Annotated in this window: 5 protein-coding genes, 1 tRNA gene and 1 rRNA gene; 6 read left to right on the plus strand and 1 reads right to left on the minus strand. The window is 33.0% G+C overall.

Translation table 11 applies throughout. From position 1 onward, the window contains the following. The first annotated feature begins 135 nt into the window (after positions 1-135). The 5 genes from rrf to RR539_RS10045 all read left to right on the plus strand — a co-directional run bounded on the left by rrf (position 136) and on the right by RR539_RS10045 (position 2812). Positions 136-252: ribosomal RNA gene (gene rrf, locus RR539_RS10025) — 5S ribosomal RNA — on the plus strand. A 10-nt stretch (positions 253-262) separates the two neighbouring features. Beyond that, positions 263-337, plus strand: a tRNA-Asn gene (locus tag RR539_RS10030). A 287-nt stretch (positions 338-624) separates the two neighbouring features. Further along, positions 625-831: a DUF896 domain-containing protein gene (locus tag RR539_RS10035; RefSeq protein WP_332474708.1), complete on the plus strand. Its 207-nt coding sequence runs from the start codon at positions 625-627 to the stop codon at positions 829-831. 25 nt (positions 832-856) lie between these two features. Further along, positions 857-2506 (plus strand): glutamate--tRNA ligase, encoded by a 1650-nt coding sequence (gene gltX, locus RR539_RS10040; RefSeq protein ID WP_332474709.1) that lies wholly within the window; start codon positions 857-859, stop codon positions 2504-2506. 105 nt (positions 2507-2611) lie between these two features. After that, positions 2612-2812: a DUF6366 family protein gene (locus RR539_RS10045; RefSeq protein WP_332474710.1), complete on the plus strand. Its 201-nt coding sequence runs from the start codon at positions 2612-2614 to the stop codon at positions 2810-2812. A 45-nt stretch (positions 2813-2857) separates the two neighbouring features. Here the strand turns inward: RR539_RS10045 and RR539_RS10050 are convergent, their stop codons facing one another. Then, positions 2858-4516 carry a glutamine--tRNA ligase/YqeY domain fusion protein gene (locus tag RR539_RS10050; RefSeq protein ID WP_332474711.1) on the minus strand — a complete coding sequence of 553 codons (1659 nt, stop codon included), beginning with the start codon at positions 4514-4516 and terminating at the stop codon, positions 2858-2860. Between the two features lie 282 nt (positions 4517-4798). Here RR539_RS10050 and RR539_RS10055 point away from each other — a divergent pair, with 282 nt between their 5' ends. Next, complete coding sequence (locus tag RR539_RS10055) at positions 4799-5380, plus strand: hypothetical protein (RefSeq protein ID WP_332474712.1); 582 nt, start codon at positions 4799-4801, stop codon at positions 5378-5380. Positions 5381-5935: the final 555 nt, after the last annotated feature.

Consider the following 5935-nt stretch of genomic DNA (forward strand, 5'->3'; position numbering starts at 1 on the left):
AATAGATCGAGGGCTTAATCTAAGTTTTAAATGCTGTGCAGTTTTCAGAGAACTAAATTCTCAGAGGAATACAAAATTTAATAAATTTTGCATACAGACTCCTAAGAAGCATAGCTTCTAAGAGCGTCTAGCACATCAAGTGATGATGGCAGAGAGGATACACCCGTTCCCATACCGAACACGAAGGTTAAGCTCTCTAACGCCGATAGTACTAGTCTGGTGACGGACTGGGAGGGTAGGAAGTCGCTTGGTTTAAAAATGTTCCGCGGTAGCTCAATGGTGGAGCACTCGGCTGTTAACCGATAGGTTGGAGGTTCGAGTCCTCTCCGCGGAGCCATTTTTATTTTTTGACCCTTTTAAGCAATTAAAGGCATAGAATTTTCTATGCCTTTTTTATATTTACAGCTATTACTATTGTCTTTACAATATTATGAGTTATATGTATAATTAAGTAGGTTATGAATATAGGATATGATTGATGGTAACATCCACTGTATCTATAGGAGACCTTTTATTTATATTAGGTGACGCAGCGAAGTTATCCCTTCGTCCTATTTTTAGGATGAAGGGATTTTTTAATACAAAAATACAAATACTATATAAAACTTTAAAGGAGAGATTTATATGGCAACATTTAATTTAGAGAGAATTAATGAACTAGCTAAGAAGGCTAGAGAAGTTGGGTTAACTGACGAGGAGAAGGCTGAACAGGAAAGAGAGAGACGTGCATACATAAATGCTTTCAAAAACAACCTAAAGGCAACACTTGATAATGTTGTTATTGTAGATGAAGAAGGCAACAAAAGAAAGCCAGGGGCGAAAAATAATTAATTAATATAAAGGCAGGGATAAACTAATGAATTATGAAGCTTTAGCAGATATTCTATTTCCGAATATCAAGAGTACACCTGAGGACTATATAGAGAAGTATCCAGCAAGAGATTTATCAGGTGGAGGCTATGTTACTAGATATGCACCATCACCTACAGGATTCCAACATATAGGTGGAGTATTTGCAGCACTAGTTAACGAAAGATTATCAACTCAAAGTGGGGGAATATTTTATCTTAGAATAGAAGACACTGACCAAAAGAGAGAGGTTAAGGGTGCTATTGAAGATACTATAGCTACAATGCACAACTTTGGTATTGATTTTAGTGAAGGAATGATATCAGAGGAAGAAGAAAAGGGAAGCTATGGTCCTTATAGACAAAGTAAGAGAATAGATATTTACCAAACATTTGCAAAGAACCTTGTTAGTAAGGGGCTTGCTTATCCATGTTTCTGTTCTGAAGAAGATATTAACTCAATAAGAGAAGAGCAGGGAGCGATTAAGGCTACACCTGGTTACTATGGACAGTGGGCTAAGTGTCGTAATAAGTCAGAGGATGAAATTAAGTCAGCTATTGAAAATGGAGAGAAGTTTATATTAAGGCTTAAGTCACCAGGTTCGATGGAAAGAAGAGTAGAATTTAATGATCTTATTAAGGGAGATATATCATTCCCTGAAAATGATCAAGATATAGTTATTATTAAGTCAGATGGTCTTCCAACTTACCATTTTGCACATGCAATAGATGATGCACTTATGGGAACTACACATGTAATTAGAGGAGAAGAGTGGTTATCATCACTTCCTATACATGTTCAGCTATTTGATGTGCTTGGATTTAAGAGACCACATTATGCCCATATACCAACTATTATGAAGCTTGATGGAAGTTCTAAGAGAAAGCTTAGCAAGAGAAAAGATGCTGAGAGTGCTGTTAGTTACTATAGAGAAGAAGGTTACCCAATTGAATCAGTTGTTGAGTACCTACTTAATATTATTAATTCAAGCTTTGAAATGTGGAGAGAAGAGAACCCTACTACTTCATACTCAGAATTTAAGGTAGAACTTGATAAGATGAGTAAGAGTGGAGCTTTATTTGATATAGTTAAGCTTAATGACGTAAGTAAGAATGTTATATCAAAGATAAGTGCTAAGGATTTATATATAAGATATATTGAGTGGGCTAAGGAGTTTGATAGTGAAATGTATTCACTTGTTACAGCTGACGAGGCTATGTCACTTGAAATATTCAATATTGATAGAGAAGGACCTAAGCCTAGGAAAGACTACGCTAAGATGAATGATGTCCGTGAAAAGATTTTCTTCTTCTTTGATAAGTTATTTATGGAAGATAAGGATATAGAATTACCAAAGAACATGGATATCGATGAGGCTAAGAGAATTATTGAAGCATATGCTAAGGTATATAACTTTAATGATGATAAGGATGCATGGTTTGAGGGAGTTAAAGCCGTTGCAGTAGAACTTGGTTATGCCACAGATAGAAAGGCATACAAGAAGGAGCCAGAAGCATTTAAAGGCATGGTTTCAGATATTGCAGGGGCAATAAGAGCAGCACTCACACATAGATCTAACACACCAGACCTTTACACAATAATGCAGATTATAGGTGAAGATAAGGTTCGTTTAAGATTTGCTTCATTTATAAAGTAAAGCAATTAAGCATATGGATTATCCATATGCTTTAATTTTTGTATAGTTATGGTATAATAATACAAACTAACATATAGTTTATTAATACTTGCAGGAGGTGAAGTTATGGGAGATAATAATAGTCACGAAAGAGAAGATAAAAGAATTCGAGATGAATATTCACAGCGACCTGAAATTAACTTTAGTAATGGAGTAAATAGATCTGAGATAGGTGACTTAGCCCAAGTATCTAGAAACGGATGGAAGGTAAACCTTATAATAATTGCTGTATTAATTGGAATATACATATATATGAAATATAAATAATAATAAAATAAAGCAGCTGCCGAGGTTATATGGCAGCTGCTTTTATTATTTAACTTTAAATGAGCTTTTTAGGGACACAATTCTATTAAATACTGTGTTGTCTTCAGTTGAAAGCTTAGGGTCAACATTAAAGTAGCCATGTCTAAATAACTGAAGCTTATCATTACCCTTAACATTTGAAGCACTTGGCTCTATAAATCCTTTAAGGATTTCCATTGAATTTGGATTTATTTGCTCAAGGAAGTGTTTATCCTTATCTTCCTCAGCATCGCTATCAAGTATTAGTGGTTCATATAGTCTAAATTCACATGGCTTAGCTGCATTTGCATCTACCCAGTGAATAGTTCCTTTAACCTTACGGCCTGTAAATCCACTACCACTCTTAGTTTCTGGGTCATAAGTACAGTGAATTTCAATTACATTTCCGTTTTCATCCTTAATAACGTCATTACATTTAACAAAGTAAGCACCCTTAAGTCTAACCTCATTACCAGGGAATAGTCTAAAGTACTTCTTAGGAGGATTCTCCATAAAGTCTTCCTGTTCCACATACACTTCCCTTGAGAAAGGAACAAGCCTCTTGCCCTTGCTTTCATCATCTGGAGCATTTTCTATTTCAAGCATTTCTGTTTGACCTTCTGGGTAGTTAGTAATAACTAATTTTAAAGGTTTAATAACAGCCATAGCACGAGGTGCATCTGCTAAATCCTCTCTAATAAAGTGTTCAAGCATAGCAGAATCAACTGTTGAATTAGCCTTAGCAACTCCTATTTCACGGCAGAAGTTCTTAATAGCATTTGGGGTATAACCAAGTCTTCTAAGTCCTGAAATAGTAGGCATTCTAGGATCATCCCATCCATCAACTACTTTTTCATCAACTAGAAGCTTAAGTTTTCTTTTACTCATAACAGTGTTTGTAATATTAAGTCTAGCAAACTCTATTTGACGAGGAGTTGCCTCCATTTCACATTCAGATACAACCCATTCGTATAGTGGTCTATGATCTTCAAACTCTAAACTACAAATTGAGTGGGTAATTCCTTCAATAGCATCTTCAAGTGGATGAGCAAAGTCATACATAGGATAGATGCACCACTTATCACCTGTATTGTGGTGAACAGAGTGTGAAATTCTATAGATAATAGGATCTCGCATATTAATATTAGGAGAAGACATATCTATCTTAGCTCTAAGTACCATAGAACCATCTTTAAAGTCACCATTTTTCATTTTTTCAAATAACTCAAGATTTTCTTCAATACTTCTGTTTCTATAAGGGCTATCCTTACCTGGCTGTGTTAGAGAACCCCTATATTCCTTCATTTCATCAGGTGTAAGTTCACAAACGTAAGCCTTACCTTTTTTAATAAGTAAAACTGCTCTATTGTACATTTCTTCGAAATAGTTGGATGCGAAGAAAAGATTGTCCCAGTCATAGCCTAACCACTTAACATCTTCTTTAATAGATTCTACATATTCAGTATCTTCCTTAACTGGATTAGTGTCATCGAATCTAAGGTTTGTTTTCCCCTTAAATTCATCACCTAGCTCAAAGTTAAGAATAATAGCCTTAGCATGGCCTATATGTAAGTAACCATTAGGCTCAGGTGGAAAACGAGTAATAATCTCTTGGTGTTTACCATTTTCAAGATCATCAACAATAATGTTTCTAATAAAATTAGATGAGTTCATTTCTGTAGACATATATTATATTCCTCTCTAAAAATATATTTGAAATAAATAAGACCTAAACAATATGTTTTAATAATAATTTTAAACTAATAAGGAAAAAAAATAAAGTCTTACTATAATAATATGGTTTAATAGCAAAATAAAGTTCTAATATTATTATAATAAAGCATATTTTCAACAAAATATTATATAAAGAGTAACAAAATTTATGTTAACTGAATAATATAAAATTGTGAATGGAAAAATTCACAATTTAAATAAAACCTAATTTAATATTATTTAGGAGGTAATATTATGAGCTTTGGAAATTTAGGAAGAGGATGTTGTAAAAATAGTAAGAGATCATCAAATAATCAAAGAAGAAAATGTTGCAATCATAAGTCAAGTGGTTATAATCATTCATATTGCAATCCAGTAGATTGTGTAGATGATGAATTTGACTGCTGTAATAGTTATGATTGTTGCTGTCCAGAAGAGACAAGTTGGTGTCAAGTAGATAATTATAATACATCATCATGCTCATATGTTGTAGGTAATAATGCAAACGTAGCTATTAACAATTGTGATTGTGAGGTACAAGTTGATATTAAAGTTAGGGAACAAAATGGAGTTAGAGTATGGGGAAGAATAACAGATTGCCAAGGTAACCCAGTATCAGAAGTTTTAGTAAAGCTTGTAAAGCAAATACCTGGTGGGTATGCAGGGGTTGCCCATACAATAACAGATTGTTCAGGATTCTATCAATTTGAAGTAAGTAAGGATAGTTGCTGCCAAAACTATTTAATATTAGCAAGTAAAGAAGCAAGAGGTACTGAAAGAGTAGTATCAGGAAGTGGTAACTGTAAAAATATATGTTCATGTGGAAAGTGTCATTAATATAATTAAATACTCCTAACTTATTGTATTTGTATGGTAGTTTTAGTATTAACCCTATTAAAACAAAGGGGCCTCTCACTAAATAAGTGGGGGGCTTATTTTTAATATAAAAAATATAATACTACTTAAAAATAAATCTATAAGGAAAATAATATTTGTGCAAAATATTCAGTTTGTTATATGGATTTTAAATCTCAGCATAATTTATAGGTTTAAAAAATAATAAAAATGAAGAATATTAGTAGTTTTGAACTGCTAATGAGATAAGTTTATTGTTTTTTAATAACAACATTACCTAGTGTATCTTGTATATATAATTAAAGATATATAAAGAATTAAGAAGTAATATGAATATAAAATTTGTTAATAGGACTATTTCATATGATAATATAAATTCATAGAGGTATAATAAATCTTGTCCTTAAGGCTCAGTGCCAACGGGGCAAACAAAATAAATAATATTCAAAGTAAGTGTTGACAAGTAAGTTAACAAATGCTAGAATAAACAAGTACTTTGGTCATTGAAAACTAAACAGTAAAACATATAGCGAGCGT

Source organism: Clostridium sp., from assembly GCF_036639235.1.
Lineage (GTDB): Bacteria > Bacillota > Clostridia > Clostridiales > Caloramatoraceae > Clostridium_AB.

What these genes read in the sequence shown, in the direction of transcription:
- gltX (WP_332474709.1), top strand. Translation starts at nt 857, where the DNA reads ATGAATTATGAAGCTTTAGCAGATATTCTATTTCCGAATATCAAGAGT.
- RR539_RS10045 (WP_332474710.1), top strand. Translation starts at nt 2,612, where the DNA reads ATGGGAGATAATAATAGTCACGAAAGAGAAGATAAAAGAATTCGAGAT.
- RR539_RS10055 (WP_332474712.1), top strand. Translation starts at nt 4,799, where the DNA reads ATGAGCTTTGGAAATTTAGGAAGAGGATGTTGTAAAAATAGTAAGAGA.
- RR539_RS10035 (WP_332474708.1), top strand. Translation starts at nt 625, where the DNA reads ATGGCAACATTTAATTTAGAGAGAATTAATGAACTAGCTAAGAAGGCT.
- RR539_RS10050 (WP_332474711.1), bottom strand. Translation starts at nt 4,516, where the DNA reads ATGTCTACAGAAATGAACTCATCTAATTTTATTAGAAACATTATTGTT.